At 44.3% G+C, this 26477-nt stretch carries 29 protein-coding genes; 1 reads left to right on the top strand and 28 read right to left on the bottom strand.

Going from position 1 to position 26477, the window contains the following annotated elements:
- Positions 1 to 19 precede the first annotated feature (19 nt).
- From sucC to BFW96_RS19500, 27 genes are all read right to left on the bottom strand, one after another.
- The gene (gene sucC, locus BFW96_RS19370; protein ID WP_014663957.1) at positions 20 to 1177 is read right to left on the bottom strand and encodes an ADP-forming succinate--CoA ligase subunit beta; all 1158 of its coding nucleotides are present in this window, start codon (positions 1175 to 1177) and stop codon (positions 20 to 22) included.
- A gap of 174 nt (positions 1178 to 1351) precedes the next feature.
- Positions 1352 to 1633, bottom strand: a complete 282-nt coding sequence (locus tag BFW96_RS19375; RefSeq protein WP_014663956.1) for a FlhB-like flagellar biosynthesis protein — start codon at positions 1631 to 1633, stop codon at positions 1352 to 1354.
- Positions 1630 to 3357 (bottom strand): hypothetical protein, encoded by a 1728-nt coding sequence (locus BFW96_RS19380; RefSeq protein WP_069840329.1) that lies wholly within the window; start codon positions 3355 to 3357, stop codon positions 1630 to 1632. Before BFW96_RS19380 ends, BFW96_RS19375 begins: the two co-directional genes overlap by 4 nt.
- Before the next feature lie 28 nt (positions 3358 to 3385).
- The gene (gene rnhB / locus BFW96_RS19385) at positions 3386 to 4153 is read right to left on the bottom strand and encodes a ribonuclease HII (RefSeq protein WP_069840330.1); all 768 of its coding nucleotides are present in this window, start codon (positions 4151 to 4153) and stop codon (positions 3386 to 3388) included.
- 70 nt (positions 4154 to 4223) lie between these two features.
- The gene (gene ylqF, locus BFW96_RS19390) at positions 4224 to 5072 is read right to left on the bottom strand and encodes a ribosome biogenesis GTPase YlqF (RefSeq protein ID WP_009967235.1); all 849 of its coding nucleotides are present in this window, start codon (positions 5070 to 5072) and stop codon (positions 4224 to 4226) included.
- 144 nt (positions 5073 to 5216) lie between these two features.
- Entirely contained in the window at positions 5217 to 5564 is a 348-nt protein-coding gene (gene rplS, locus BFW96_RS19395; RefSeq protein ID WP_003220825.1) for a 50S ribosomal protein L19, read from the bottom strand.
- Between the two features lie 139 nt (positions 5565 to 5703).
- Positions 5704 to 6435: a tRNA (guanosine(37)-N1)-methyltransferase TrmD gene (trmD, locus tag BFW96_RS19400; protein WP_069840331.1), complete on the bottom strand. Its 732-nt coding sequence runs from the start codon at positions 6433 to 6435 to the stop codon at positions 5704 to 5706.
- The gene (rimM, locus tag BFW96_RS19405; RefSeq protein WP_069840332.1) at positions 6432 to 6956 is read right to left on the bottom strand and encodes a ribosome maturation factor RimM; all 525 of its coding nucleotides are present in this window, start codon (positions 6954 to 6956) and stop codon (positions 6432 to 6434) included. Before rimM ends, trmD begins: the two co-directional genes overlap by 4 nt.
- A 4-nt stretch (positions 6957 to 6960) precedes the next feature.
- Positions 6961 to 7347, bottom strand: a complete 387-nt coding sequence (locus tag BFW96_RS19410; protein WP_014663950.1) for a YlqD family protein — start codon at positions 7345 to 7347, stop codon at positions 6961 to 6963.
- Between the two features lie 121 nt (positions 7348 to 7468).
- Entirely contained in the window at positions 7469 to 7714 is a 246-nt protein-coding gene (locus BFW96_RS19415; protein ID WP_014663949.1) for a KH domain-containing protein, read from the bottom strand.
- Positions 7714 to 7986 carry a 30S ribosomal protein S16 gene (gene rpsP / locus BFW96_RS19420; protein ID WP_003220815.1) on the bottom strand — a complete coding sequence of 91 codons (273 nt, stop codon included), beginning with the start codon at positions 7984 to 7986 and terminating at the stop codon, positions 7714 to 7716. The genes BFW96_RS19415 and rpsP overlap by 1 nt, the downstream gene beginning before the upstream one ends.
- A gap of 105 nt (positions 7987 to 8091) precedes the next feature.
- A complete protein-coding gene (gene ffh, locus BFW96_RS19425; protein WP_014663948.1) occupies positions 8092 to 9432 on the bottom strand; it encodes a signal recognition particle protein in 1341 nt (446 codons plus the stop codon).
- Positions 9433 to 9445: 13 nt separating this feature from the next.
- The gene (locus BFW96_RS19430; RefSeq protein ID WP_003238590.1) at positions 9446 to 9778 is read right to left on the bottom strand and encodes a putative DNA-binding protein; all 333 of its coding nucleotides are present in this window, start codon (positions 9776 to 9778) and stop codon (positions 9446 to 9448) included.
- 121 nt (positions 9779 to 9899) lie between these two features.
- Positions 9900 to 10670 carry a phosphotransferase family protein gene (locus BFW96_RS19435; protein ID WP_069840346.1) on the bottom strand — a complete coding sequence of 257 codons (771 nt, stop codon included), beginning with the start codon at positions 10668 to 10670 and terminating at the stop codon, positions 9900 to 9902.
- Positions 10671 to 10754: 84 nt separating this feature from the next.
- Positions 10755 to 11744, bottom strand: coding sequence for a signal recognition particle-docking protein FtsY (gene ftsY / locus BFW96_RS19440; RefSeq protein ID WP_014663946.1), 990 nt, complete (start codon positions 11742 to 11744; stop codon positions 10755 to 10757).
- Between the two features lie 19 nt (positions 11745 to 11763).
- Complete coding sequence (gene smc, locus BFW96_RS19445) at positions 11764 to 15324, bottom strand: chromosome segregation protein SMC (RefSeq protein WP_069840333.1); 3561 nt, start codon at positions 15322 to 15324, stop codon at positions 11764 to 11766.
- Positions 15325 to 15424: 100 nt separating this feature from the next.
- Positions 15425 to 16174, bottom strand: a complete 750-nt coding sequence (rncS, locus tag BFW96_RS19450; RefSeq protein WP_003232030.1) for a ribonuclease III — start codon at positions 16172 to 16174, stop codon at positions 15425 to 15427.
- Between the two features lie 139 nt (positions 16175 to 16313).
- On the bottom strand, positions 16314 to 16547 hold the full coding sequence (gene acpP / locus BFW96_RS19455; protein WP_003154310.1) for an acyl carrier protein: 234 nt from the start codon (positions 16545 to 16547) through the stop codon (positions 16314 to 16316).
- An 83-nt stretch (positions 16548 to 16630) separates the two neighbouring features.
- Positions 16631 to 17371 carry a 3-oxoacyl-[acyl-carrier-protein] reductase gene (gene fabG, locus BFW96_RS19460; protein WP_014113766.1) on the bottom strand — a complete coding sequence of 247 codons (741 nt, stop codon included), beginning with the start codon at positions 17369 to 17371 and terminating at the stop codon, positions 16631 to 16633.
- Positions 17364 to 18317, bottom strand: coding sequence for an ACP S-malonyltransferase (fabD, locus tag BFW96_RS19465; RefSeq protein ID WP_069840334.1), 954 nt, complete (start codon positions 18315 to 18317; stop codon positions 17364 to 17366). The genes fabG and fabD overlap by 8 nt, the downstream gene beginning before the upstream one ends.
- 18 nt (positions 18318 to 18335) lie before the next feature.
- Positions 18336 to 19337: a phosphate acyltransferase PlsX gene (gene plsX, locus BFW96_RS19470; protein WP_069840335.1), complete on the bottom strand. Its 1002-nt coding sequence runs from the start codon at positions 19335 to 19337 to the stop codon at positions 18336 to 18338.
- A gap of 13 nt (positions 19338 to 19350) precedes the next feature.
- Complete coding sequence (fapR, locus tag BFW96_RS19475) at positions 19351 to 19917, bottom strand: transcription factor FapR (RefSeq protein WP_003232044.1); 567 nt, start codon at positions 19915 to 19917, stop codon at positions 19351 to 19353.
- Positions 19918 to 20025: 108 nt separating this feature from the next.
- The gene (gene recG, locus BFW96_RS19480; RefSeq protein ID WP_069840336.1) at positions 20026 to 22074 is read right to left on the bottom strand and encodes an ATP-dependent DNA helicase RecG; all 2049 of its coding nucleotides are present in this window, start codon (positions 22072 to 22074) and stop codon (positions 20026 to 20028) included.
- The gene (gene sdaAA, locus BFW96_RS19485) at positions 22052 to 22954 is read right to left on the bottom strand and encodes an L-serine ammonia-lyase, iron-sulfur-dependent, subunit alpha (protein ID WP_003232049.1); all 903 of its coding nucleotides are present in this window, start codon (positions 22952 to 22954) and stop codon (positions 22052 to 22054) included. The genes recG and sdaAA overlap by 23 nt, the downstream gene beginning before the upstream one ends.
- A 24-nt stretch (positions 22955 to 22978) precedes the next feature.
- The gene (gene sdaAB / locus BFW96_RS19490; protein ID WP_069840337.1) at positions 22979 to 23641 is read right to left on the bottom strand and encodes an L-serine ammonia-lyase, iron-sulfur-dependent subunit beta; all 663 of its coding nucleotides are present in this window, start codon (positions 23639 to 23641) and stop codon (positions 22979 to 22981) included.
- 138 nt (positions 23642 to 23779) lie between these two features.
- Positions 23780 to 25441, bottom strand: a complete 1662-nt coding sequence (locus BFW96_RS19495; RefSeq protein WP_069840338.1) for a DAK2 domain-containing protein — start codon at positions 25439 to 25441, stop codon at positions 23780 to 23782.
- A 15-nt stretch (positions 25442 to 25456) separates the two neighbouring features.
- Positions 25457 to 25819, bottom strand: coding sequence for an Asp23/Gls24 family envelope stress response protein (locus BFW96_RS19500; protein ID WP_014663939.1), 363 nt, complete (start codon positions 25817 to 25819; stop codon positions 25457 to 25459).
- A gap of 276 nt (positions 25820 to 26095) precedes the next feature.
- Between BFW96_RS19500 and rpmB the strand changes: the two genes are divergently transcribed.
- Positions 26096 to 26284, top strand: a complete 189-nt coding sequence (gene rpmB / locus BFW96_RS19505; RefSeq protein WP_003221548.1) for a 50S ribosomal protein L28 — start codon at positions 26096 to 26098, stop codon at positions 26282 to 26284.
- 72 nt (positions 26285 to 26356) lie between these two features.
- Here rpmB and spoVM read toward each other — a convergent pair whose 3' ends face one another.
- Entirely contained in the window at positions 26357 to 26437 is an 81-nt protein-coding gene (gene spoVM / locus BFW96_RS19510) for a stage V sporulation protein SpoVM (protein ID WP_003221545.1), read from the bottom strand.
- Between the last annotated feature and the right edge of the window lie 40 nt (positions 26438 to 26477).

Below are 26477 nucleotides of genomic sequence, written 5' to 3' on the forward strand. Positions count from 1 at the left end.
CCCTGCCTTTCATTCTTTCTTAAACTAAGGATACGATTTTCTGCGCGCCGTCAGCCATTGATTCCGCAGATGTAATGTTTAATCCTGATTCACTAAGGATTTTCTTCCCTAGATCCACGTTTGTGCCTTCAAGACGGACAACAAGCGGCAATGTCAAACCAACTTGTCTAGTCGCTTCAACAACCCCTTCTGCGATGACATCACATTTCATAATGCCGCCGAAAATGTTGACAAAAATCCCTTTAACGTTTTGATCAGAAAGAATGATTTTAAATGCTTCCGTGACTTTTTCCGCGGTTGCACCGCCGCCCACATCAAGGAAGTTGGCCGGTTCTCCACCGTAATGCTTGATAATATCCATTGTGGACATTGCAAGTCCCGCGCCGTTTACCATACAGCCGATATTTCCATCAAGGGAAATGTAGCTTAGGTCATATTTGGACGCTTCGATTTCTTTCGGATCTTCTTCATCCAAATCTCTGTATTCCATAATGTCCTTTTGTCTGTACAACGCATTGCTGTCAAAATTCAATTTTGCATCAAGCGCCATCACATTTCCGTCCCCGGTAACAACAAGCGGGTTGATTTCGGCGATTGAGCAGTCTTTTTCAACAAACGCTTTATATAGTCCAAGCATAAATTTAGCAGCTTTCCCCACAAGCTCTTTTGGAATATTAATAGCGAATGCAATTTCTCTGGCTTGATAGCCTTGAAGGCCGACAGCCGGATCAATGACAGCTTTTTTGATTTTTTCCGGTGTTTTCTCCGCAACTTCTTCAATTTCCGTTCCGCCTTCTTCAGAAGCCATCAGAACGATTCTGGAAGTAGCGCGGTCAAGCACAAGACCCACGTAATATTCTTTTTTAATATCGCAGCCTTCTTCAATAAGTAAGCGTTTTATTACTTGGCCGTCCGGACCCGTCTGATGTGTAACTAGGGTCTTCCCTAATAGTTCTTCGGCATACGCTTTTACTTCGTCTAATGATTTTGCTATTTTTACCCCACCAGCTTTGCCTCGACCGCCAGCATGAATTTGAGCCTTTACGACATAAACCGAGCTGGATAAGCTCTTTGCACTCTCAACTGCTTCTTCTGCTGTAAAAGCTACTTTACCTTCAGGAACAGATACCCCATATTTTCTGAGGACTTCTTTTCCCTGGTACTCATGGATATTCATTTCCCATCCTCCTAACTTATGTAACAAAACTAAAATAGACTGCGCTTTCATTCTATAATAATACTGGAAGAATTGTCTACACTTCGGTGCAAAATCTTTTAATCCTTCTAAACATTCAAACTTTTACTTTATTAAAAACATAAATTTTCAAACAGAGGATGGGGAATATTTTAGCTATTTTTTGTTTTTTACGCTTTCGTCCAATCTGTAAATGAATGAAAAAATCTCGGCTACCGTTTCATAAAGAGCCTCAGGGATTTGATCATCTACCGTCAAATGGCGCATTAATTCGACAAGGGTCCGATCTTCTTGAATCGGGACCCCTGCCTTTTTCGCTTCTTTAATAATGTTGTCGGCTACATGGCCCTTTCCTGTGGCAAGCACTCTCGGCGCCTTGTCTTTTTGTTCGTCATAATGAAGAGCCACAGCTTTTCTGATCGGTGTCTGCTCTTTCATATTTTCACATCCACTTCTTGATCACTGATACTTGTTATATATTGATCGATTGAAGCCTTTTCTTCGGTGTGAACCCTTTTTTTCGCGTTTACCCCTGAAAGGCTGTATCCCATTTCTTTTAACCCCTGTTTAAGCGCGGGAACCATCGGATCTATCGCAGCCTGCAGCTCAAAATCAGTCTCTATTGTAATGGTCATGACTTTTTGCTGTATCAAGCAATCAACGACGGTTTCTTTTAATGTATCAAGCTGCAGCAAAAATAAAAGGCGGCAATGGGAAGGATCAAGCTTGCCATCCGCTTCTTTCTTTCCTTTAAACAGAACGGTCATGTCCTGAATTCCTGACTTCGAAAACATCGGAAATGACAGTACAATTTGGCTGTATGACGGATGGTCCTGCTGCATGAAAAGCTGGCCATTTAATTTATGAAAAAGCTGATCGGCTTCTTGCTTGATTGGTTCGGCTACCTCATGCGATGCTCTTATGGCATGAAGAGCCAGCTTGATGGACTGCATTTCGTCAGATGTGTCTGCGCTTCCTTGTTCAAACGCTTTAATGAACGCAAGCTCGTCCCTTGCGCCAATTGCCGTTTTCACTTTGGATAAGAAGGAAAGAACATCTGCCTTATCCGCTAAATGAGGTGCTGTCTGCTGAACAGCCTTTAAAAAAACTTCGGCTTCCTGGTCTGTGATTTGTGCCGCCTGTAAATGAGCTGAAGCTGCAAGTGACTTACTATCACCCGTTGAACCAGCCGCTTTAATCCAATTTGCTGCTTCTTTCACTATTTGGAGACTGTTTTTTTCAGCAGATTCCGTCAGCTTTGCCAGCAGCTGGCGGGCTTCTTTGATTGGAATGTCTGAGGCTGTTTTAACAGGCTCTCCTTGTATGTTTCTCTGTTCTGCTAGATGATTTGCAACCGGCAGGCTGGCCTTTTCGGGGAAGCCTGCCGGTGTGCTAAGTTCCCTGTTTCCAGCTGTATTGGCGGAAGAGGGTGTTTTCGCAGTCTCCGTTAAAGAAATAAGCTTAGCGATCAGACGTTCTGCATGAACATCAATTTCACTATTTAAAAGCGCTGCAACTGCCTCCTTTAGCTTTGACATCATTTGGCTTTGCTGAGGGTTTTGTTCGATTGCCTGAACCAGCTGGGATATATGCTGATGCAACGGAACAGGCGATTTCACAGCATGAACACCGCTCAAAACCTCGGAGTGAATGGGAAGATCGCGCTTTAAAGCGAAGAGAACCGTTTCAATCGCTTTTTTGGCGTCTTGCGACGGCAGCGTGTCCATCCAGCGGACAGCTGTTTTAATATCATTTTCTGTCACGGGTGTTTTGCTCTTCAGCATCGCTCCTGTCATCATGAGAGCTGCGTTTGACGGCTTCACTGAAATGGCATTTAAAAGCTTGCCAGCTGCATCCTGAATGGTTTTAGGATTTTGCTCAAAGCTTTGAACGACCTGAAGACGTCCTGTCTGTTCTGCCGTTTTTTCGTAGGAAAACCAATAGTATGCCTGAGGACGAAGCTGGGTTTCAAGTTTCCCCTGAACAGTTTGATTGTCGACTTGGATCAGGGCATGCTGATCTCCTAGTAAACGAAGCACTTTTCCCAAGAGGAGACGTTTCTCCCCGTTTAGCGCTTCGTTTACATTTGATGTTTCCTGCGGGACTGCTGTACGCCCAAAAAGGTGCTGCAGCGCCTTTTGCACATCATTTCGTATGTTCATTTAAAAAAGTGCCTCCTTGTCCATTGATTTAGCTGAAAGATTGAACAGGAGCGAAAGTTTTGCGGTGCAATTCAGTTGGGCCGTATGCAGCGAGAGCTTCCAAATGTTCTTTTGTTCCATAGCCTTTATTTTTTTCAAACCCGTACATAGGGTACGTGTCGGCATAAGCGCTCATCATTCGGTCTCTCGTCACTTTTGCGATACACGCACCTGCCGCAATAGACACACTTTTGGCATCTCCTTTTATAATTGACGACTGAGCCATGTCGAGCGGCAGTGTCATTGCGTCAACAAGCAAATAATCAGGTGTATCCGACAAATCCTGTATCGCTTTCACCATTGCCATTTTAGAAGCTTCATATATATTGATTTCGTCAATGACTGCAGCTTCTACAATTCCTATCCCGACCGCCAGTGCTTCTTTCATAATAAGCTCGTAAAATTCCTCACGTTTTTTCTCTGAAAGCTTTTTGGAGTCTGTCAGCCCAAGTATTTCACATCCCTCTGGCAGGATGACTGCACTGGCGACAACCGGCCCTGCCAATGGCCCCCGTCCGACCTCGTCAACACCTGCAATCAAACGGAATCCTTTGTTTCTTGCCAGCCTTTCATAGGAAGTCATATTCACCCATTGTTCTTTCAGCGCTTTTTCTTTCGCTTGCTTTTTAAGCCATTGCTCTACAAGCGTTTGAACGCTTTTTCTCGGGTCGTTTTCGCACTGGGCAATAAATGGGTCTTGTGCATCCTTCACTTCCTGCAAACGGTCTTTAATGTCTTTTACGGTTAATGTGTTCACTTTCTCTTCTCCCTTACTGTATGTATCGGTTCGGCCAAGAAAAAATAAAGACCCGCATTTCTGCGCGCCTTTACATCGTTGGCTGTTCAAATGACAGCCTGCCGAACTTTTCAGTGCGGATATCGCGAATGATGACTTCTGTCGTCTTATCGTAGTTAATGAGCCCACCACTCATGAGACATCCGCGCTTTTCACCTATTGCATCAAACAGCTCGGCAATGTCCTCCGGGATCTCATCAAGGCCGTAGCGCTCTTTAAGCCGTTCTGGATAATGTTCTTCAAGAAAACGAAGACCGAACACGGCTACATCCTGCAAATTGATAATCGAGTCTTTAATAGCGCCGGTGACTGCCAGTCTCAAGCCGACAAGCTCATCCTCAAATTTAGGCCACAAAATCCCCGGTGTATCTAATAACTCTAATTCTTTCCCAACTTTGACCCACTGTTGAGATGTCGTAATACCAGGTCTGTCTCCCGTTTTTGCTATGTTTTTCTTTGCAAGGCGGTTAATGAGCGTCGATTTCCCGACATTCGGAATACCGATAATCAAGGCGCGAATCGCTCTCGGCTTCACACCTTTCGCCCGCATCCGGTCAAATTTTTCTTGGAGGATCTCTTTTGATGCAGGCACAATTTGATTTAACCCTTGTCCATTTACAGAATTAATGGACAGAGAGCGGATCCCCTGGTTCTCAAAGTGCTCTTTCCATTGCTGTGTAACTGCCGCATCTGCTTTGTCAGCCTTGTTTAACAGCATGATTCGAGGCTTATTTTTTAGAATATCTTCAATCATTGGGTTTCTTGATGACATTGGAATTCTGGCATCTACCAATTCATATACGATATCGATTAATTTTAATTTTTCGGTTACTTCCCTTCTTGCCTTTGCCATATGGCCCGGGAACCATTGAATTGTCATGTGACACGAACACCGCCTTTATCTCTTCAGTATGCATGATTCATTGTTGTCCTTTATGTATTTTACGATGCCTGTCCGGCATTTTCAAATTCTGTATAAAAAAAGAGCTTGTTACAGGTAACAAGCTCTTTTCGTTCGTTATCATTATCGTCTGATCTCTTTAATACGAGCCGCTTTTCCGCGAAGTTCACGTAGGTAGTAAAGTTTAGCACGGCGTACTTTACCGTAACGTACAACTTCGATTTTCGCGATTTTTGGTGTGTGTACAGGGAAAGTACGTTCAACGCCAACACCGTAAGAAATCTTACGAACTGTGAACGTTTCGCTGATTCCACCACCACGACGCTTAATCACAACACCTTCAAAGATCTGGATACGCTCACGGTTACCCTCAACAACTTTAACGTGTACACGTAAAGTGTCACCAGGACGGAACGCAGGAAGATCAGTACGAAGTTGTTCTTTTGTGATATCTTCAATTAGTTTTTGCATCGTTTTCAACTCCTTCCAACAGATGCTCTTGGCCACAAAACACGGCACAGCGGAACATCGTTTTCAAGCTTGCAGCGGATAAGCCCGCTTAAGCCACAAGTAGTATCTTATCACAATTTCATAGCCTATGCAATAAAATCTATTCTTTTTCCCATTCAGAAATCCACTTTCTTTGCTGCTCTGTAAGCGGGTAGTCTTTCAACAGATCCGGACGTCTTAGGTAGGTCCTTCTGATCGATTCTTTATTCCGCCATTCTTCAATTTTTGCATGGTTTCCTGACAAAAGTGTTTCAGGCACTTTTAAACCTTTGTAATCTGCCGGTCTTGTATAATGCGGGTGCTCTAAGAGTCCGGTGCTGAATGAATCCTCAATATAGGAAGCCTCTTTACCCAGTACACCCGGAAGCAGTCTGACCACGCTGTCTGCGATCATCATTGCAGGGAGCTCACCGCCCGTCAGTACAAAGTCGCCAATTGATATTTCATCCGTTACCAGATGCTCGCGGATGCGTTCATCATAGCCTTCATAGTGGCCGCAAATGAACAGCAAATGCTCTTCCTTTGCTAATTGTTCGGCTTTTTTTTGGGTAAAACGCTCACCTTGCGGGCATACGAGGATAATACGCGGAGCAGCTGCTGCCTTTGATGTCAGGTCCTCGACCGCGTCAAAAACAGGCTGAGGCTTGAGAACCATACCTGCACCGCCGCCATAAGGATAATCATCAACAGTATTGTGCTTGTTATCAGAGTACTCTCGGAAATTGACGACTTGAAACTGCACCGCATCTTTTTCCTGGGCTTTTTGAAGAATCGATGAGCCGAGCACACCTTCAAACATTTCTGGAAACAGCGTCAAAAAGTCGATTTTCATTCGTCTATTAACCCTTCCATGAGATCAATCTCAATTTTCTTTTCGCTGACATCAATATGTTTGACCACTGATTCAATGTAAGGAATGAGTGCGTCTTTTTTTCCTTTTCGTTCGATGACCCAAACGTCATTAGCTCCAGGCGTCAAAATTTCTTTGACCTTTCCAATGAGTTCGCCTTCCTCAGTAAATACTTCACACCCAATGATTTCATGAAAATAAAATTCACCCTCATTCAGCTCTCCTAAATCTTCTTCAGGCACTTTAATGATTGCGTTTTTCAGCTCTTCTACTTCATTTAGGCTTTGTCTTTCTTTAAACTGCAGCAGATGAAACTGCTTATGCAGTCTATGCGTGTTTACCGTTACTTCCACTGGTTCGTTACGGCCGTCCATAAACAAATACAGCGTGTTTCCCGGCTTGTATCGTTTTTCGGCAAAATCTGTTTTCGAAATCACACGCACTTCGCCTTTGATTCCGTGGGTATTCACGATTTTGCCTACATTAAACCATCGCTTTGTCATATGATCACCTCTGGCGAATTTCAATTACTTTTCCGTCTTTTATGACGATGGTGTTCGCTGCTGTTTTTTCATGCCAGTCATCCCCGGCTTCAATCGTCAGCAGGGCATCGACTTCCTTTTCTCTCAACTCACTGCCAAGCGGCAATGTATGTACTTGAGCAATTTGAAAATCGATGATCTTTATATCATCTTTTCGCTTTTCTATTGCCTTTTTAAATTGTTCAATCATATCAGGGTTTTGTTGTTCTTTCTCGTGTTTTCTAAGCTGAAAATAGAGCTGGCTGCATTCTCGTTCAAGCATTTGTTTCTTTTCGGCAAAAGAAGCTAAAAGCTGTTCTTTGCTGCGCTCGGTTAAGACTTGCATAACGGCTACACGGTGAATAATTTGCATCGCACCAAGCTCCCCGCTTTTAAAACTTTTTCTCGCTCAGGCTTTTCTATTTTGCCTAAGCTTCTATCAGTTTACCCTTTTTTTGCGTGTAAAAAAAGGGGAGGTGCCGGCCCTCTCCCTTTTAGTCAAATATCTCAAATTGAACTTTCTTAGAAGACTGTGCGCCAGCTGCAAATACAGCTGTTCGAATCGCTTTTGCAGTCCGGCCTTGCTTTCCGATAACTTTACCGGTATCTGACTTATGGACAGATAAGCGCAGCGCAATCTTTTGATCGGTTTCTTCTCTTGTGACGCGAATGTCATCTGGATGATCAACAAGCGGGGTCACAATTCGGACAATCAAATCTTCCAAGTGTTGATCAGTCATTACTTGCCTTGTTTAGCGTTGTGGAATTTTTCCATGATTCCTTGGCTAGAGAACAAGTTGCGAACTGTATCAGATGGTTTCGCTCCAGTTTGAAGCCATTTAAGAGCAAGCTCTTCGTCAATTTTTACTTCCGCTGGTTTTGCAACCGGGTTGTAAGTTCCGACTGTTTCAATGAAACGGCCGTCACGTGGTGAACGAGAATCTGCTACAACAATACGATAGAAAGGAGATTTTTTTGCTCCCATACGTTTTAAACGAATTTTTACTGCCATTTTACTAGCACCTCCGAAAATATTTCAACAAGATAGTATATTAACAATGATAAAAGTGTTTGTAAAGTGTTTTTTCTTAACAATGGTTTTATCATGTATAACCGATTACATAAAAGGTAGCTTAAACCCTTTTTTCTTGCCTTTTGACATATTTGTCATCTGCTTCATCATTTTTTTCATTTCGTCAAACTGCTTAAGCAGACGGTTGACTTCCTGTACGGATGTCCCGCTTCCTTTTGCAATCCGCTTCCGCCGGCTGGCATTGATGATATCTGGCTGTTCTTTTTCAAGAACAGTCATTGATTTGATGATGGCTTCCACATGATTCAGCTGTTTTTCATCAACTTGGATGTTTTTCAGGCCTTTCATTTTGCCTGCACCCGGCATCATTTGCAGAAGTTCATCAAGCGGTCCCATGTTTCTGACTTGCCCGAGCTGCTCCAGAAAATCGTCCAATGTGAAGCTCATCGTTCTCATTTTTTGTTCAAGCTCTTTGGCTTTGTCTTCATCAACACTGGCCTGCGCTTTTTCAATCAATGTCAGCACGTCGCCCATGCCGAGAATCCTTGATGCCATGCGTTCAGGATGGAACGGCTCTAACGCATCAAGCTTTTCACCCATACCCGCGAATTTAATCGGCGTGTTTGTGACCGCGCGAATAGAAAGCGCAGCCCCGCCGCGTGTGTCTCCATCCAGCTTCGTTAACACAACACCGGTTAAACCGAGCTGTTCATTAAAGCTTTTGGCAACATTCACAGCGTCCTGACCGGTCATTGAATCGACAACAAGGAAGATTTCTTCCGGATTCGCGATTTCTTTGACGTTGGTCAGTTCATCCATCAGTTCATGGTCGATATGCAAGCGGCCTGCCGTATCCAAAATGACATAGTCATAATGTTCTTCCTTGGCTTTCTCAATCGCTTGTTTCGCTATTTCAACAGGACTGACCTGATCACCAAGAGAGAAAACAGGCATATCTAGCTGTTTGCCGAGCGTTTCCAGCTGCTTAATTGCGGCTGGGCGGTAAATATCGGCAGCAACCAGCATCGGTTTGCGATTATGCTTTTTGCGCAGCAGATTCGCAAGCTTACCGCTTGTTGTCGTTTTACCGGCACCTTGGAGACCGACCATCATAATAACAGTCGGCGGCCTTTTTGCGACGGCGATTTTGCTCTCTTCGCCGCCCATCAGCTCAGTCAGTTCCTCTTGAACAACTTTAATGACCTGCTGGCCGGGCGTCAGACTTTTCATGACGTCTTGGCCTACAGCGCGTTCACTTACTTTTTTGACAAAATCCTTGACTACTTTAAAGTTAACGTCAGCCTCAAGCAGCGCAAGACGAACCTCACGCATCATATCTTTAACATCTTGTTCGCTGACTTTCCCTTTTCCGCGGATTTTAGAAATCGTCTGCTGCAGTCGGTCGGCTAATCCTTCAAATGCCATAGTTTGCCGCCTCCTAATCTAATTTCTCAAGCGCTTCAATCAGAGCTGTAATTTCTTCCTCTTCTTTTGAACCGGAAGCAAGCTCCTTCAGCTTATTAAACATCTCTTTACGCTCCTGAAACTTTTTCAAAAGGAGCAGCTTTTCTTCATATTGTTCAAGCATCGCTTCTGTTCGTTTGATGTTATCATAAACAGCTTGTCTTGAAACCTCATATTCTTCGGCTATTTCGCCTAGGGAGAAATCGTCCAAATAATAAAGCGACATATAGCTCTTCTGTTTTGACGTCAACAACGACTGATAAAAATCAAACAGATAATTCATTCTCGTTGTCTTTTCGAGTGACATTTGAGCTCTCCCCTTTGTTAAGTCAAATCCCTTTACGATAACTTAGTTTACACGGTTTTATTGACACTGTCAAGTTTTTATCTTGTCAAAGCATGCTGCTCTTTTTGCATAATAAATTCATTCAGAAAAATTCATATAGACCGCCGTTAAAATACTCGAATTCTTGTTTAGATACTCGATAGCGGAAATAGCCTTCGTAAAAAGCATTGAGAAATGCTTCATTTGTGGCAAAATTTCTGATCGCCAATGATTCATCATATCGCGGATCTCCCGCTGATATTCCCGCAGCATCAATAAACAGACAAACCTCTCCGTCTTTCACCAGCACATTATCAGTTGTGCAGTCACCATGAATCATTGTCTGCTGAACAGGAACAGGCCTGTGCTGGTCCAATTCCTTCAAAAGCCATGCGCTGCCTTCAGCTTGTCCTTTTTCGACATATTCACCGGCTCGTTTGATTTGCAAATCGAGCCAATCTATTTCCGGCTGTAAATCAGGGACAAGTTCGGTTTCATGCAGACGATTGAGAAACTGGCCGAAGCTTTTGATCAGCTTTTTCTTTTCAGTATCTCCCTTTGCTTTTCTTAAAGCAGAAGTCAGTGTAATTCCATCTTCAAACGACATGACGATATGGCTGGAATGCTGTTGCTGGATAAACCCATAATAAACAGGGACAGGCAGACGATGAGTTTCGGTAAGCTTTTGTAAAACAAGGGCTTCTCTCCTTAACCATTCCCGATACTTCAGGTGAGAAGAACTTTTCAACAGATATGCGCCTTGGCTTGTCACTATTTTTCGAACGGTTGAAGTGCCTCCCTGTTCATCCAACAGCGACATGTGTTTTATTGCGCCGATCTTTTTTTCCAATTCAGCTTTCAGCCATTTGTCCAACAATCTGCACCCTCCATTCCGATATATCAATGCGTATAAAAAAACGAGTATAAAACTGTCCATTTTATACTCGCTTTTTATTCATTAATCCTCGGCTTTTTCCACTAAATCTGAAAAGAGCCCGTACACATACGATTCTGGATCAAATTCCTGGAGGTCATCAACTTTTTCACCTAACCCGACTAGTTTAACCGGGATGTGAAGCTCGTTGCGAATCGCAAGGACGATACCGCCTTTTGCCGTACCATCAAGCTTCGTTAAAGCAATGCCGGTAACATTTGTCGCTTTAGAGAACTCTTTTGCCTGGGCCATTGCATTTTGGCCAGTTGTGGCATCAAGGGCAAGCAGCACCTCATGCGGCGCTTCAGGAACCTCTCTTTCGATAACACGTTTCACTTTTTCAAGCTCTTTCATGAGATTGACTTTGTTTTGGAGACGACCTGCCGTATCACAAATTAATACATCGGCATTTCTTGCTTTTGCAGCATGAACAGCATCGTAGATGACAGCCGCCGGATCGCTTCCGGCCGTCTGCTTAATGACAGGCACTCCTGTACGTTCTCCCCATACTTCCAGCTGTTCAATGGCTCCCGCTCTAAAAGTGTCTCCGGCAGCAAGCACGACAGATTTTCCTTCTTGTTTCATTTTATGAGCAAGCTTTCCGATCGTTGTCGTTTTCCCAACGCCGTTTACACCTACCAGAAGGATTACGTTTAAACGCCCATCCTGGATATTCAGCTCTGAAATTTGCTCATCTCCGCTGTTATAAATCTCGACCAGTTTCTCAGAAATGACTGACTGGACTTCCTTCGGATCTTGGATATTTCTGCGTTTGACTTCTTTTTTTAGTTCATCTATCAATTCCATAACGGTTGTAAAACCGACATCCGCGCTGATAAGAACCTCTTCAAGCTCTTCGAAGAAATCCTCATCCACTTTACGGTAACGGGATACAAGATCATTCACTTTGTTTTGAAAGGAGTTTCTTGTTTTTTCAAGGCCATCCTTAAACTTTTCAGATACGGAATCTGTCTGTTTTGTGATTTTCTCTTTTAATTTTTTAAAAAAGCTCATCTTTTAACCTCTTTCCTCGTTACTGAACGAATTCTTTTGTTTCTTCCAGCTTAACTGAGATTACCTTGGACACACCGGACTCCTGCATGGTTACGCCGTATAGGACATCCGCTTCCTCCATCGTCCCTTTTCTGTGGGTAATCACAATAAACTGGGTATCTCTGCTGTATCTTTTTAAATACTGCGCAAACCGGAACACATTCGCTTCATCAAGCGCAGCCTCTACTTCGTCAAGGACGCAAAACGGCACTGGGCGAACTTTTAAAATTGAGAATAAGAGCGCTATAGCCGTAAGCGCACGCTCTCCGCCTGACAGGAGATTTAAGTTTTGCAGCTTTTTCCCCGGCGGCTGTGCGATAATCTCAACTCCTGAGTGAAGCAGATCGTTAGGATCGGTGAGCCTCAATTCAGCTCGCCCCCCTCCGAATAAGGAGCGGAAGACTTGATCAAAGTGTGAGCGGATTTGGACGAATGTGTCGTTAAAGCGTTTCGTCATTTCTTCATCCATTTCTTCAATCACTTGGAACAGGGTATTTTTCGCTTCTGTTAAATCTTCTTTTTGTTCCGACAGAAACTTGTACCGTTCGTTGACCCTCTCAAACTCATCTATGCTTCCGAGGTTCACGGTACCAAGCTCTTCAATTGCGAGTTTAATCAGCTTCACGCGCTTTCTGGCTTCCTCTGGATCAGTCTCAAGCTGATATTTCTCTTTTGCCCCCTCAAAGGACAAGCTGTATTCCTCCCGCAAGTACTGGAGTAAATTATCGAGCTCTACTTCCATTCGCCCAAGTTTGACTTCCTCGTCTTTTAAGAGTGTTGTTTTTTGTTTATACAGGCGTTTCATTTCTTTTAGCTCACGCTCATACGTATCAAGCCCATGCTGAAGCTTGATGCGCTGATCGCGCCTTAACGCAATCAGTTCGATCGTTTTCGTTTTGTCATTCAATTTGTGTTTTGCGGCTTCTTCCAGCTTTTCTTCGCCGCTGGTGCTTGATGACATCTCTGACGTTAAGAAGCTTAAGTCTTCTTTTGCTTCTTTTAACGCAAACTCAGTTTCTGTGAGCTCTTTCTTCAATCTGGCAAGGTTGTCCTCTTCCCCCTTGCATGCCTGCTCTTTTTTGGCTGCTGCGATCTTCAGCTCAGTCAGCTCGTTGGAGAGAGACTCTTTCGTTGAGGATTGCGATTGTTTTTGTTTTGTCAGTCTGTCTATGTCCTCTTCAAGAAGCTTCATCTTTTCAGATACGGCTGAGAGCTCTTCTTCAAGCTTGCGTTTGCGCGCTTTTTTCTCTTCATCGCTTTCTGACAGAGCAGATTTTTCTTGATCATAGAGCTCTAAATGGGTGTTGATATTTTTCTCGGCAACTTGAAGTTCGTACAGCTGGCCCTTCACATCCTGCTGCTTTAACCTTAAGCTTTCTCCGGTTTCTCTTAAGTCAGCCAGTTTTTTCTCCATATCCTGAATGGAGTGCTTAAGGGTTTTGACCTCTTGTTCAAGCAGAGCAGTTTTCTCTTCCATTTCAGCGAGCCGTTTCGTCACATCTTCTAGCTCCCGGCTTCTTCCGAGAAGGGAGTTATTTTTCTTTTTAACCGCGCCGCCCGTCATTGAGCCACCAGGGTTCACAACATCTCCCTCAAGGGTTACGATGCGGTACCGGTGCCCGAGAAGCTTCGCAAGCTCGTTTGCACCCTTTAAATCCTCTGTGATCAGCACGGTCCCAAGAAGATTCTGTATGACGCTTCGATATGCAGGATCAAATGTGACAAGTTCACTGGCAACCCCGAGAAATGATGAGTACCGAGCGGCTGTTTCCGCGTCACGGCTTTGAAGCTGGCGGTCTCTAATAACAGAAAGAGGCAAAAACGTCGCCCGGCCGAAGGAATTCTGCTTTAAATATTGAATCGCTTTGCGGGCAGACTGTTCATCGTCGGTCACGACGTGTTGAGCAGAAGCGCCGAGCGCTATTTCAATGGCAGTTTCATACTTCCGTTCTGTCGAGATCAGCTCAAGGACCGCTCCGCGAATTCCGCCAAGGCGCTCTTTCGCTTTCAGCACTTCTTTAACACCTTGATAAAAGCCGGAGAAATCCCCCTGCATCGTCTCAAGCATGTCCTTTTTTGCTCTCGCTTGCTGAACGTATTGGTATGCCTGATACAGAGCGGATTCATTTTTTTCGTATTGGCGCTTTTTCTGCTCATATTTTGTCTGCATATCACGATATGCACCAACTTGACTGTGAATCTCCTGCTCAATTCGGGCAAATTCCGTTTCACATGCTGCTTTTCGCGCAGAAATATCACGCCGTTCCTGTAAGTGCTTTTCATTGTTGTCCGCGAGTCTCTGCAATGTGACAGCAGATTGGGACATCTGATCATCTAGGAGCTGGAGCTCGTTGCGAAACGAAGCCTGGCTGTTTAACAGCTCAAAGTAATCACTTTTCAGCTGCTCGATTTTCTCTTCGACATTTTCGTTGTGAAGACTTAGAGCCTGTTGTTTTTCTTTTACTTGAGCCCTTAGCTGTTTCACCTCTGCTTGAAGTGTTTCGAAGACAGCTTCCTGCTTCGCAAGCTCTTGTTTCAGCACCGTTTCTTTTTGCTGGAACTGAACAATGGCTTCTTCAAGCTGTTCTTGGTTTTGCACAGCGTTTTTCTTTCGTTCTTTCAGGACTTCTTTACGGCCTTCAAGCTTTTCCAGCTCTTCACTTGTTACCAGTAAAACTTGCTGGAGTTCATCTACTGATTCATCAAGCGCTTGAATTTTATCTCGCGCATCTTCGATTTTCGCTTCTTTCGCAGAAATCGCAGACGATTCAGCGAGCTCTTCTTCCTTTGCAAGCTGCACTTTCTCTTTAAGCGTTGACCATTTGCCATGCAGCTCTTCGATATCATAGGCAGTCAGCGCAATTTCAACATGCTCCAGCTCTTTCTTTTTCTCAAGGTAATCTTTCGCGATTGAAGCTTGAATTTTAAGAGGTTCAACCTGTCCTTCAAGCTCATGTAATATATCTTCTACCCGATTTAGGTTGTCCTGTGTTTCAAACAGTTTATTTTCTGCTTTTTTCTTTCTCGTTTTATATTTAAGCACCCCGGCCGCTTCTTCAAAGATACTGCGGCGATCTTCTGCTTTGCTGCTTAAAATCTCTTCCACTTTCCCTTGGCTGATAATAGAAAATGCTTCTTTACCAAGGCCAGAGTCCATAAATAAATCAATAATATCTTTTAAGCGGCATGGCTGATTGTTAATCAGAAACTCACTTTCGCCTGATCTGTACACACGTCTTGTGACACTAACCTCGTGGAAGTCAATTGGCAAGAAATGATCGTCATTATCAAGAGTAAGCGTAACTTCAGCTAGATTTAATCGCTTTCTTGAATCACTGCCGGCAAAAATAATGTCTTCCATTTTTCCGCCGCGAAGAGAGCGTGCCGATTGTTCGCCGAGAACCCAGCGAATGGCATCCGTGATGTTGCTTTTTCCGCTTCCGTTCGGGCCGACAACCGCTGTCACGCCTTTCACGAAGTCTACGGAAATCCGTTCTGCAAATGATTTAAATCCTATAACGTCTAAACGTTTGAGGAACATAGCGATCCTCCTTATGTAATAAGTATTTCAATTCTATCATAAACATTGGTGAAATAAGACGGCATACATACTGAAATCCCCCTGAATTATAAGGGGGATTTTATTGTTTCGTATGGTGTTTTTGCAATTTAGCTAAAGCTTCCTGCGCAGCGTGCTGTTCGGCTTCTTTCTTTGAACGGCCGTTTCCGACTCCGAGTGGTTCACCTTTTAGAGATACGATGGCTTCAAATTCACGGTTGTGCGCAGGTCCTTTTTCGTTGGAGATTTTATACTCCAGAGAGCCTTTGCCGTCCCGCTGCACGTATTCCTGCAGCTGGCTTTTGAAATCCATCACATGAGAAAAAGCACCATCGTTAATTTTAGGGAACACATAAACTTTTAAGAAACTTTCGACCGGCTCTAATCCTTGGTCAAGATACAAGGCTCCGATAAATGCCTCAAAAACATCTGCCAATAGAGCAGGACGCTTTCTTCCGCCTGTCATTTCCTCACCTTTCCCCAACAGGACAAGGTCGCCGAATGACAGTTCGTGAGCCAATGAAACGAGAGACGGTTCGCAAACAATTGCGGCTCTCAATTTCGTCAAATCTCCTTCACTCATAGCCGGGTATTTGGCAAATAAGAATCTGGAGATCGTCAGTTCCAAAACAGCGTCACCTAAAAATTCAAGCCTTTCATTATCTTCATACGGCTTTTTCCGATGCTCATTCACATAAGATGAATGTGTAAATGCTTGATACAAAAGCTTTTCATTTTGAAAGTGAACCGAAATCCGTTCTTGAAACTCTTTAAATTGTTCTACTTTTTTATAGAACTTTTTTTTATCTTTATAATGTGAGTGTTTTGACATAGTAACCTCCATAGGCACATCAGGTTCACCGCGCTTCTCTGACTAAACCGGATACAGCGCGCGTAAAAGCGGCATGCTGTAATAACTGCACGAATAAAGGGCTAAAGCCCCGCGTTTCGGCGGGACTTTTAGCATCAGCTTATTGCTGGTTTTGTATGTAGTTCACAGCGTCGCCGACTGTTGCAATCTTTTCAGCATCTTCGTCAGAAATTTCCATATCAAACTCGTCTTCAAGTTCCATAACAAGCTCAACTACATCTAGGGAATCAGCACCTAAGTCTTCCTTGAAAGAAGCTTCAAGTTTGACGTCTGCTTCATCAACGCCAAGGCGATCTACGATGATTTTCGTTACACGCTCTAATGTATCTGCCATAGCAATTCACCTCCCCTCAAGTATTATAGTGGATTCGTTTTTAAAAAACTAGAGAAACTATGATGAAATTTTCGAGAAAAAACTTACATCACCATTCCGCCGTCAATATGAAGTGTTTGGCCTGTCATGTAACGTGCTCCCTCTGAAGCAAGGAACGTGACAACACTGCTGACATCGCCGGGTTCGCCAAAGCGCGCGAGCGGAATTTGTTTCAGCATTTCATCTTGAACGTCTTTTGCAAGTTTATCTGTCATATCGGTTGAGATAAATCCTGGCGCTATCGCATTTACCGTAATATTTCGGCTGGCCAGCTCTTTAGCGGAAGATTTGGTTAAACCGATGACGCCGGCTTTTGCAGCCACGTAGTTGGCTTGTCCAGGGTTTCCGCTGACGCCTACGATAGACGATACGTTAATAATACGTCCTGAACGCTGTTTCATCATTTGTCTTGTCACAGCTTTTGTGCAGTTGAAAACACCCTTCAGGTTAATGTTAATGACATCATCCCATTCGTCTTCTTTCATTCTCATGATGAGATTGTCTCTTGTAATTCCCGCATTATTAACCAGAATATCAATCGTAGAAAAAACAGAAAGCGTTTCTTTTATCATGTTTTGTACATCTTCGGGATTTGATACATCCGCTTTGACAGCAATTGCTTTTCTGCCCATTGATTTGATTTCATCAACCACTTCATTTGCTTTCGCTTCATTGCCGGAGTAGTTCACGACAACATTCGCGCCGCTTTTTGCCAGGTCAAGGGCGATTGAGCGGCCAATTCCGCGGGATGCGCCAGTGACAATAGCCGTTTTATCATTAAGCATTATCATTCTCCTCCTTAAGCGTTTGAATTGCCAGCTCGATCGTTTCCGGATCTGATACAGCAATTGTTTTTAATCGTCTGTTTACTTTTTTCACAAGGCCTGAAAGCACTTTTCCGGGACCGATTTCAACAAAAGTCGTAACACCCTCTGCAATCAGCTTGTTAATGCTCTCCTCAAAACGAACAGGAGAGTAAAGCTGCTCAATGAGTTTTTGTTTGATTTCAGCTTTTTCAGTCATCACGTCAGCAGAAACATTTGAGATGACCGGAACGTCAGCGTCTTTTATGTCACAAGCATCCAATACCTCTTTCAGCTTTTCAGCTGCCGGTTTCATCAGTTCGGAATGGAACGGACCGCTTACTTCAAGCGGAATCGCGCGTTTTGCACCATTCTCTTTTGCCAGTTCAGATGCAAGCTCAACCCCTTTAGCTGTTCCGGAAATAACGATTTGTCCAGGACAGTTGAGATTCGCAAGCTGTACAAGATTGCCTTCCTTCGTGACTTTATCAGTTACTTGCTTTAACGCTTCAGCATCCATGCCGAGAATCGCAGCCATTGCTCCTTCGCCAGCCGGTACCGCTTCATTCATAAACTCTCCGCGTTTTCTGACGGTGTAAACAGCATCTTTGAAGGACAGGGCGCCAGCCGCAACCAGTGCAGAATATTCACCAAGGCTGTGCCCTGCTGTGAAATCAGGTGTAATGCCAGATTCTTTAAATTTCTCAAGAACTGCAATGCTTGTCGTAAGCAAAGCAGGCTGCGCATTGTATGTAAGTGTTAATTCTTCAGCAGCACCCTCAAAAATAAGCGAGCTGAGTTTTGTTTCTAATGTTTCATCGGCTTCATCAAACAGACGCTTTGCAGCAGGCACCTGCTCATAAAGCTCTTTTCCCATGCCGATAAATTGTGAACCCTGACCCGGGAATAAAAATGCAATCTTACTCATGATGTAAAAACCTCCAGACTACTCATCTGTTTTTTCTTCTTTTACTTCTTCCTGAATGAGTTCAGCCACATTTTGGCTGACCATCTCTCTTGCTTGCCGAATCGCATGAAATACTGCATGAGAATCTGATGAGCCGTGCGCCTTGATCACAGGGGCTTTTAAGCCAAAAAGACTTGCTCCACCATAATTCGAGTACTCCATTTTCATTTTCATTTCTTTCAACTTTGGCTTCAGCACAGCTGCTGCAAGCTTGGATGTGAAAGTAGACGTCATTACTTCTCTCATCATTTTAAAAATAGACAACGCAGAGCCTTCCAGCGTTTTGAGTGTAACATTCCCGGTAAAGCCGTCTGTTACTACAACATCCGCCACATCATCTAATAGGTCTCGCGCTTCCACGTTTCCGATAAAATTGATGTTCTCTGTTTCTTTTAACATTTGAAACGTTTGTTTCGTCAGTTCGTTTCCTTTTTTATCTTCTGTTCCGACATTTAAAAGCCCGACTCTCGGTGAAGAGACACCGCGCACTTGCTGAGAATAAACAGAGCCCATGATGGCGTATTGAACGAGGTGCTCCGGTTTGGCATCGACATTGGCGCCGACATCAAGCAGAAGAAATCCGTCTCCCGAAACGGTCGGAAGTGTCGGGGCAAGCGCCGGACGGTCAATTCCTTTAATTCTTCCGACGATAAAGAGACCGGCTGTCATTAACGCACCGGTATTCCCTGCTGAAATGCAGGCGTCAGCTCTGTTTTCCGCAACCTCCTGCGCCATAAGAACCATTGATGAGTTCTTTTTTCTTCGCACGGCGCGGACCGGTTCATCCGTAGGCTCAATCACTTCATCTGCGTGCAGCACCGTGATGCGATCTGATGTTGTTGTTAAATGTGATTCTATCGTTGTTTTGTCACCGACAAGTGTGATATGGAGATCATCAAACGCCTCTATACCTTTTATAACTCCGTCAATAACAGCTTTGGGAGCGTGGTCTCCCCCCATTGCATCTACAGCTATTCTCATGCATGCTCCACCTTTATGAATGTTTTGAACGATACATATCAAAGCGTCCAGAAAAAACAATTTCTTCGCCAACGTAGCTGTTCACTTCGACAACCGTTCTTCCTTTTTCTTTTTCGACAGCCGTTACTTTCGCTTTCGCTACGACGCGTTCTCCCTGCTTTACCTGTCTTGTAAAGCGGATGTCTGCACTTGCAGTCAGCGCCAGCTCGTCATCAATGACTGCAACGGCCAAAGAATTCGCCTGTGCAAATAAATGGTGTCCTCTCGCAATCTGATTCCGGCTGAACACATGCTCCTGTTTTATTTCTAAAATGGATATCGCCTGATCATCCAGCTCAAGGTCAATAATTTCTCCGATAACTTCATCAAGTGACAGGGACTTTACTTCGTCCTCAAGTGTTTTCTCTGCCACGTTCTTAATTCTTTCTCTCAGCTCCGGTATGGAAAGCTCTAAGCGGTCCAAACGTATCGTCTGGATGCTCACCCCGAATTTACCAGCTAATTCTTCATCTGTAATAAAAGGGGTTGCTTGAATCGTCTGCTGAAGTAATTCCTGGCGTTCTCTCTTATTTCTTCTCATATCTAAACACCATCCGGACAATTAAGACTAGGTACTAATAGTAGTATATAATTTCATAGATTGGAATGCAACGATTGTTTCTGGCTGAACACCAAAAACTTCTGATGCTCAGCTTAATTTTTCCCCGTCCATTACTCCGCTCTTCAGCAAATGCTCTCTTAACACAGCGTATTCCGGCTCCTTCCAGAACGCGTCGGAAGCCACAAGATTCGCAGCATCCTGCCTTGCCGTTTCAAGCGCTCTGTAATCATGAACCATGTCCGCCACCTTGAATTCCGGCATTCCGCTTTGTTTTTTCCCAAAGAAATCACCGGGACCCCTCAGTTCCAGATCCTTTTCAGACAGCTCGAACCCGTCATTGGTCTCCGACATGATCCTCATCCGTTCTTTCCCTGTTTCTGATTTTGGATCAGCCATCAGAATACAGAAAGATTGATGTTCCCCCCGTCCGACTCGGCCGCGCAGCTGGTGAAGCTGTGACAGACCGAAACGGTCGGCGTCATAAATCACCATAATCGTTGCATTCGGAACATTCACGCCGACCTCAACGACAGTGGTGGATACGAGAATTTGACAATGATTGGCGCTGAATTCTCTCATGACCTGGTCTTTTTCATCTGAATGCAGCTTTCCGTGCATAAGGCCGACGTTCCATTTCCCCCTAAAAATATCAGAAAGCATATTGTACACGTCAATGGCGTTTTGCACATCAAGCTTGTCTGATTCTTCAATCAGCGGACAGATGATATAAGCCTGTCTGCCTTGCTTTAATTCTTTTTCGACAAATGCCAAAATGCGATCCAGCATGTCATGTTTTACCCAATAGGTTTCGATTTGCTTTCGTCCAGCCGGCATCTCATCAATAACTGATACGTCCATTTCACCGAACACTGTGATCGCTAACGTTCTTGGAATCGGAGTGGCTGTCATAAAGAGAACATCGGGATCCTGCCCTTTGTTCCGAAGCTTTTTGCGCTGCTCAACCCCAAAACGATGCTGTTCATCTGTAATAACAAGACTCAGCGCCTTAAACTCCACCTCATCTTGGATTAAAGCGTGGGTTCCTACGAGAATATCAATCTCTCCCGCCGCAAGACGTTCAAGCAATTCTTTTCGCCGCTTCCCTTTAACGGAGCTTGTCAAAAGAGCCACGCTGACATCCCATTTTTCAAATAGTGAAACAAGCGAATCAGCATGCTGTTCGGCAAGAATTTCTGTCGGCACCATGAGCGCTCCTTGGTATCCGGATAAGATCGCGGCATACAACGCAATCGCAGCGACTGCTGTTTTTCCTGATCCAACGTCCCCTTGAAGAAGACGGTTCATTCTGTATGGAGAAGACATGTCTGCTGTTATTTCGCGAAGAACGCGTGACTGGGCATTTGTGAGGGGAAACGGGAGGCTTTTGATAAATCTCATGAGTTCTTCGTTTGAAAAAACCTGCCGTATCCCTTGTGTCTGCTCTCTTTCCGCCTTTCGGAACGCCTGCATTTTCAACTGAAACAGCAAAAATTCTTCGTAAACAAACCTTCGTCTGGCAAGCTTTAATGCTTCCCTTGTTTCCGGCTGGTGCATTGCTTTTAACGCCTGATAATAGTCAGGCAGTTTATAGCTTTTTCTTAGCTTTTCCGGAAGAGGATCAGGAAGTGATTCTGCATATTGGATCAGCGCCTGCTGAATAAAGCGCCTCATCATTTTGACGGTAACATTTTCTTTCACAGAATACACTGGTTCAATGCTTTTATCCTCTTGATGCGGCCCGTTTTTCAACTCTTGTACAGAGATCGTTTGGCGGTGCTTGTCCCATTTACCTGAGACCGTCACGACAGAGCCCAGCGAAAGCTTTTTCTTCAAATAAGGCCTGTTAAAACATACGGCTGTGATTAAATAGTTGCCGACAAGAACCCGAAATGTCAGCCTGTTTCGTTTTTTTCCGTAATAGGTAAGAGAAGGCTCTGAATGAACCTTCCCTTCGACTGTCACTCTTTCATCATGCGCTACTTCTTCTAAATCCCTCAGCTCATAGTCATCATAGCGATAAGGGAAATAATTCAGAAGATCAGAAATGTCATAAATTCCGAGTTCGTGTAATGTTTTTTCTGTTTCCGGCCCAATACCCTTAATGTTAGCTATACTAGTTTGCTGATGTTGTTTCACGTGAACCTAGCGCTCCTCCGAAAATTTTTTTCTCTAACTCTCTTCCAGTCGGTGTGGCCGCTAAACCGCCCTGGCCTGTTTCCCTAAGTGCAGTTGGCATCGTTTGGCCTATTTTATACATGGCATCGATAACCTCATCACATGGAATACGGCTAGTAATGCCCGCCAATGCCATATCAGCGGCGATCATCGCATTTGACGCGCCCATCGCATTCCGTTTCACGCAGGGCACCTCAACAAGCCCCGCTACAGGGTCGCACACGAGGCCTAGCATATTTTTTAATGTAATGGCCATGGCCTCCGCGCTTTGTTCGGGGGTTCCTCCTGCCATTTCAACAATGGCCGCAGCCGCCATACCTGAAGCTGATCCAACCTCTGCCTGACATCCTCCGGCAGCACCGGAAATACTTGCGTTATTGGCGACGACAAATCCGAAGGCTCCGGCCGTAAACAAAAAGCGAATCATTTGTTCTCTCGTTGGATTCAGCTTTTCTTTTACAGCAAATAACGTGCCGGGCACCACACCGGCAGAACCTGCAGTCGGTGTCGCACAGATGGTTCCCATAGCTGCATTTACTTCATTTGTTGCAACGGCTTTCGATACAGCATCTAAAATCAACGGGCCAGACAGGCTTTTTCCTGATCGAATATAAGCCTGTAATTTAACGGCGTCTCCGCCCGTTAAGCCCGTTTGGCTCGTCACTCCCTCGAGTCCTTTCTGAACCGCCGCTTCCATAACAGACAGGTTATGATCCATCTGCTGAAAAATGTCCTCTTTTGTTTTTTCTGTTACTTCCATCTCTTGAGCGATCATCACATCAGAGATCAATATTTGTTTTTCTTTAGTAATCTCAATTAATTCCTTTACATTACGAAACATAACTGGCTCCTCCTGACCCTTTCGCTAGTCAGCAATCTTTGTCACTTGAATAATATTCGGCAGCTTTGACAGCTCGTCGAGAATATGGTCGTCTATATTTTGATCGACCTCTATTGTCATCAGCGCAAGCTGGCCGATATCTTTCCGGGCTACTTCCATATGTCCTACGTTGATTGAAAATTTCGCCAGAACATTGGCAACACCGGCGATGGTGCCAAATTTGTCATTATGAACAACTAATATGGCCGGATGATTTCCTGACAGCCGGAGTTCAAAACCATTCAATTCTGTGATTTCGATCTTTCCTCCGCCAATTGAAATACCCGTCAGCTCAAGCTCTCCCTTTTCATCAGAAATGGTGATTTTGGCTGTGTTCGGATGGACCGGAACTGCGTCTTCAACCCGAAACTCTATATGAATTCCTTTATCTTCTGCAATTTGTATAGCGGTTTTAATCCGTTCGTCGAATGTATCAAAATCAAGCAATCCGCCGATAATCGCGACATCAGTGCCGTGGCCCTTATACGTTTCCGCAAAAGACCCGTAAAAAGATATGATGATGCGCTCAGGCTCTCTGCCAAATAAACTTCTGGCCACTCTCCCGATTCTGGCAGCTCCCGCTGTATGAGAGCTGGACGGACCGATCATAACCGGACCGATAATATCAAAAACGCTTCTGTATTTCATGCTATTCCTCCTTATGAACCAGAGCTTATTAGCGCTTTGCTTCTAGACTAATTGATCAGATATAAAATGGCAAGCGGGCGCGTTACAGCGCTGCCGCATTTAAAAGCAGACATAAGAATAGAAGGGCAATTTGCCCTTCTATTCTGCAGAAACGATATACGAATACAGCGGCTGTTTCCCATTGTGAATCTCAACCTCAATCTCCTCGTACTTATCACTGAGAAATGCTTCAAGCTGCTCAGCTTCTTCCCGAGACGCATCCTCACCATATAGAATGGTCACGATTTCATCGTCTTCTCCGATCATTTCTGACAGCAGCATTTTCACGGCTGACAGTTGATTTTCAGAAGTGCCGATAATCGTTCCATTTAGAATGCCCATAAAGTCGCCTTTTTTAATATCTTTACCGTCAATATGAGTATCTCTGACTGAATATGTCACCTGTCCGCTTTTTACTTGCTGAATGGCGCTGAGCATATTGGCCTCGTTCGCTTCAGCTTCTTGATCCGGGTTAAAGGCCAGCAATGCTGACATCCCTTGTGGAACCGTTTTGGCCGGAATGACTAAAACCTGTTCATTCATTACGCTGGCCGCTTGGTTAGCAGCCATAATAATGTTAGAGTTGTTCGGCAGGATAAACACCGTTTCTGCATTTACAGACTTCACGGCTTCGACGATATCCTCAGTACTCGGGTTCATCGTCTGACCGCCTTCAATCACAACAGAAGCGCCAATGCTTTTGAATAGGTCTGAAATTCCTTCCCCCATCGCCACAGTTACAATGCCATACGGCTGTTTTGCCGGCGTTTTTTCGTTGCCAGCGGGCTTGCTTTCTTGACTGATGATAGAGGTATGCTGTTCTCTCATATTTTCTATTTTTATTTTGATCAATTCACCGTAATGCTGGGCGTAGTTTAACACGTTCCCAGGCTCTTCAGCATGAATATGAACCTTCGCCAGCGATTCATCCGCAATCACGAGCAGTGAATCACCGAACTGGCTGAGGTCTTGTCTGAACGTACCTTCATCGAATTCTCTTTTTGCCTGATCAAGCCTCACCATCACTTCGGTACAGAAACCAAATTCAATATCTTCGGTATTCATCATGCTTTGGGCGCTCTTGTGATGCTCCGCGTTGACCATGTCGTCAAGTGACGGAAGAACTGCTTTCTGAGGTACAGCTTCACCTTTTAATGAAGCAAGGAAACCTTCATACACACAAAGCAGACCTTTGCCCCCACTGTCGACAACTCCTACTTCCTTTAGAACAGGAAGCAATTCAGGGGTGCGGTTTAAAGACGCCTCCGCTTCTTCTGTCACTGCAGTCATCAGCGCAGTGATATCGGTTTCTTTTTCTGCTAAGGTCATCGCTTTTTTCGCAGCGTCTTTTGCAACTGTTAAAATGGTGCCCTCTACAGGTTTCATGACAGCTTTATACGCCATGTCTACACCTGCTTGCAGTGCAGCTGCAAATTCCAGCGAATTAATTTCTTTTTTCGATTCAATGCTTTTGCTGAATCCGCGGAACAATTGGGACAGGATGACTCCTGAATTTCCACGCGCTCCCATGAGCAGTCCTTTAGATAACGCGGAGCCCACCTTCCCGATATCATCCGTATCCATTTGTTCAACTTCTCTTGCTCCGGAAGTCATCGACAGGTTCATATTTGTTCCCGTATCACCGTCCGGCACAGGGAACACGTTCAGCGCATCAACTGCACTGGCGTTTTGAGACAGATTCTGCGCTCCCGCATGAATCATCTCGGCAAAGGTTCTGCCGTCTAATGTTCTAATAGACAATCCTACTCCTCCTAACTACGGGTTCGTCACTCGTACGCCTTGGACATAAATATTGACCGAGTCCACTGCGAGTCCGATGGTTTGATTTACTGTGTACTTTACTTTTGTTTGGACATTATGTGCCACTTCAGAAATTTTCGTGCCGTAGCTGACTATGATATACATGTCGATATGTATCTGTTCTCCTACTTGGCGAACTTGGACACCCCTGCTGAAATTCTCTTTCCGAAGGATTTCAGTCAGTCCGTCTTTAATCTGGTTTTTAGAAGCCATGCCGACAATGCCGTAGCAATCAACAGCCGCGCCTCCTGCAACCATTGCGATGACTTCATTAGATATATCAATCTGCCCGTACTTCGTTCTTAATTCAATGGACACACTATTTCCTCCTTCGAATGCATAGAGTTACAGCTATTCTACTATATGGTTTCCATTATGAAAAGACCAGGCAATAATTGCTGGCCGTACCTCTACATATACTATAGCGCTGCTGTTTCCGCAAGATGTCAAGTGAATTTTCTTGAAAGATGATGAAACAATAGTTGCAAACGTTTTTTAGCTGTGGTAAATTATTTAAAGTATCCATATCGAAAGCATCTAAGATCATATGAATGTTAAAAAGTAGATGTTTTGTGCAAGTGAGGAGGGAAACAAATGGCACGTAAATGCGTTATCACAGGTAAAAAAACAACAGCTGGGAATAACCGTTCTCACGCAATGAACGCTTCTAAGCGCACTTGGGGCGCGAATCTTCAAAAGGTTCGTATCCTTGTGAACGGAAAACCTAAAAAAGTATATGTATCTGCTCGAGCTTTGAAATCCGGTAAAGTTGAGCGTGTATAACAAAATGAACGCCTGCCTCAATATGTGGCAGGCGTTTTTATGTGGTGAAAGAGGGCTTTGAACCCCTGGGCATTAATCTTTTCTAAATGAGCCCAGCATCGCCCGGACAATTCCTCCTAAAAACTTCGGCAATTTAATGGTGTAAAATTTCATTTTTTGTCCCCTCCTATAACGTCCCGTAACCACCTTGTTC

Origin of the sequence: Bacillus sp. F56 (genome assembly GCF_001748205.1) — a bacterium.
Classification (GTDB): Bacteria; Bacillota; Bacilli; order Bacillales; family Bacillaceae; genus Bacillus; species Bacillus stercoris.

Bases quoted from the DNA above. Each gene is read 5' to 3' on its own strand.
- sucC (WP_014663957.1), bottom strand. From the start codon at position 1,177: ATGAATATCCATGAGTACCAGGGAAAAGAAGTCCTCAGAAAATATGGG.
- BFW96_RS19375 (WP_014663956.1), bottom strand. From the start codon at position 1,633: ATGAAAGAGCAGACACCGATCAGAAAAGCTGTGGCTCTTCATTATGAC.
- BFW96_RS19380 (WP_069840329.1), bottom strand. From the start codon at position 3,357: ATGAACATACGAAATGATGTGCAAAAGGCGCTGCAGCACCTTTTTGGG.
- ylqF (WP_009967235.1), bottom strand. From the start codon at position 5,072: ATGACAATTCAATGGTTCCCGGGCCATATGGCAAAGGCAAGAAGGGAA.
- rplS (WP_003220825.1), bottom strand. From the start codon at position 5,564: ATGCAAAAACTAATTGAAGATATCACAAAAGAACAACTTCGTACTGAT.
- trmD (WP_069840331.1), bottom strand. From the start codon at position 6,435: ATGAAAATCGACTTTTTGACGCTGTTTCCAGAAATGTTTGAAGGTGTG.
- rimM (WP_069840332.1), bottom strand. From the start codon at position 6,956: ATGACAAAGCGATGGTTTAATGTAGGCAAAATCGTGAATACCCACGGA.
- BFW96_RS19410 (WP_014663950.1), bottom strand. From the start codon at position 7,347: ATGCAAATTATTCACCGTGTAGCCGTTATGCAAGTCTTAACCGAGCGC.
- BFW96_RS19415 (WP_014663949.1), bottom strand. From the start codon at position 7,714: ATGACTGATCAACACTTGGAAGATTTGATTGTCCGAATTGTGACCCCG.
- rpsP (WP_003220815.1), bottom strand. From the start codon at position 7,986: ATGGCAGTAAAAATTCGTTTAAAACGTATGGGAGCAAAAAAATCTCCT.
- ffh (WP_014663948.1), bottom strand. From the start codon at position 9,432: ATGGCATTTGAAGGATTAGCCGACCGACTGCAGCAGACGATTTCTAAA.
- BFW96_RS19430 (WP_003238590.1), bottom strand. From the start codon at position 9,778: ATGTCACTCGAAAAGACAACGAGAATGAATTATCTGTTTGATTTTTAT.
- ftsY (WP_014663946.1), bottom strand. From the start codon at position 11,744: ATGAGCTTTTTTAAAAAATTAAAAGAGAAAATCACAAAACAGACAGAT.
- smc (WP_069840333.1), bottom strand. From the start codon at position 15,324: ATGTTCCTCAAACGTTTAGACGTTATAGGATTTAAATCATTTGCAGAA.
- rncS (WP_003232030.1), bottom strand. From the start codon at position 16,174: ATGTCAAAACACTCACATTATAAAGATAAAAAAAAGTTCTATAAAAAA.
- acpP (WP_003154310.1), bottom strand. From the start codon at position 16,547: ATGGCAGATACATTAGAGCGTGTAACGAAAATCATCGTAGATCGCCTT.
- fabG (WP_014113766.1), bottom strand. From the start codon at position 17,371: ATGCTTAATGATAAAACGGCTATTGTCACTGGCGCATCCCGCGGAATT.
- fabD (WP_069840334.1), bottom strand. From the start codon at position 18,317: ATGAGTAAGATTGCATTTTTATTCCCGGGTCAGGGTTCACAATTTATC.
- plsX (WP_069840335.1), bottom strand. From the start codon at position 19,337: ATGAGAATAGCTGTAGATGCAATGGGGGGAGACCACGCTCCCAAAGCT.
- fapR (WP_003232044.1), bottom strand. From the start codon at position 19,917: ATGAGAAGAAATAAGAGAGAACGCCAGGAATTACTTCAGCAGACGATT.
- sdaAA (WP_003232049.1), bottom strand. From the start codon at position 22,954: ATGTTTCGTAATGTAAAGGAATTAATTGAGATTACTAAAGAAAAACAA.
- sdaAB (WP_069840337.1), bottom strand. From the start codon at position 23,641: ATGAAATACAGAAGCGTTTTTGATATTATCGGTCCGGTTATGATCGGT.
- rpmB (WP_003221548.1), top strand. From the start codon at position 26,096: ATGGCACGTAAATGCGTTATCACAGGTAAAAAAACAACAGCTGGGAAT.
- spoVM (WP_003221545.1), bottom strand. From the start codon at position 26,437: ATGAAATTTTACACCATTAAATTGCCGAAGTTTTTAGGAGGAATTGTC.